Annotated in this window: 1 pseudogene; it reads right to left on the bottom strand. The window is 63.3% G+C overall.

Features of this window, described 5'->3' with window-relative positions:
- A pseudogene (locus IC50_RS35375) lies at window positions 1–858 on the bottom strand (IS5-like element ISBj2_B family transposase); the annotation flags it as partial.
- Window positions 859–1,359 lie beyond the last annotated feature (501 nt).

Genomic DNA, 1,359 nt, shown 5'->3' on the forward strand with positions numbered 1-1,359 from the left:
GAACTCATAGGGCGCGGCGGCCTTGCCCTTGCCGATGCACTCGACCTCCGGAGCATGGAAGGAATACAACTTCCAGCCGCGCTGGCGCTGCTGCTGCGAGCCGATCTGGGTGGCTCGGCTCAGCGGCAGGGCGAATGCCCCCTCCAATGCGGCCTGGCCCTCGGTCTTGCGGCGAATGTCGCGGATGATCCGGCCCAGCCGGCTGCGCAGGGTGCGCAGCTGTCGCTGATGCCGGTTGAATTGTTTGGCATGAGCGTAGCGGCCCGCCATCATCGCCGCGCTTTTGGCCACGCGAACATAGGATTGCCGGAGCCTGACCCCGTGCTTCCTCGCCAGGCGGTTCAACCCGCGGATCGCTGCATGCAGCAGCTTGGCGTCGGTCGGGAAGCTGATGGCCTTCGGTTGGACGGTCGTGTCGACCGTGACCCGCTTGAGGTCCTGGCTGCGCAACGCACCGCTCGCGTGCGCCACGCGAAGGCTCTCGGCCAACAACCGCTCCAGCTTGTCGCCGAGCCGCTTGCGCCAGTGGCTCAGGTCTGAGCGCTCATGCGGGAAAACGTGCTGGAAAAACTCTTCGCCGGTGAAGAACTGGAAGTACGGATCGTGGACCCAGCGCTCGCACACCCCCTCATCGGACAGGCCGTAGATGTGCTTGAGCAGCAGCAATCCGATCATGAAGCGGGTCGCGATACCCGGCCTGCCGTTGTCGCTGTAGAGCGGCGCGATCTCGCCGTCGATCCAGTCCCAATCGACCCTGCCGGCGAGCAGAACCAGCTCGTGTCGCATGTTGATGATCTGGTCCAGCCGGGACCGGAACAGATCGTTCGAGCCTGTCGTCCTGTGCTTCTTTGGTCGCATCGGTCCCTCCGATGCAGCACAGAATCACGGTTCGCAGCGGCAGGGAAATCCAAAATCGAAATTGCAGGTTTTTGCTGTGAAGCCCCAATCCCCTGCAATCTCAAATGCCGCCGCAACCGGAAAACAGACTCTCAATCAAGTGCTTGGAGGCTTGTTCACGGACAACATCCGAAGCTGATCGCCGAGACACGTGAGGCGACTACCAGTCCTGGGGCGAGAGCTTCGTCGCCCTGGCCGAGGGTCTGCAGAACGCGCTGTGGTCGCTCGGCGGGCCAGCGCGTAAGCATCGCACCGGGCCAAGGCCCGAGCCCGTATCAGAGTCCCGTGAATGGTGTCGTAGTTCAGGTATCCCTGCAACACGCGGCGGAGCCACGCGCCGGTATCAACGATGAACGCCTGGCGGCGGTTCGTTACGCCGTGTCGTATCGTGCCATCCTGGCATTGCGGGAGTCGATTGTCACCCGTCGGATTGTGATGCGCGTTTCGCGGGATCGTGAGCGC

It is taken from the genome of Bradyrhizobium genomosp. I (2014), from assembly GCF_000261685.1.
Classification (GTDB): Bacteria; Pseudomonadota; Alphaproteobacteria; order Rhizobiales; family Xanthobacteraceae; genus Bradyrhizobium.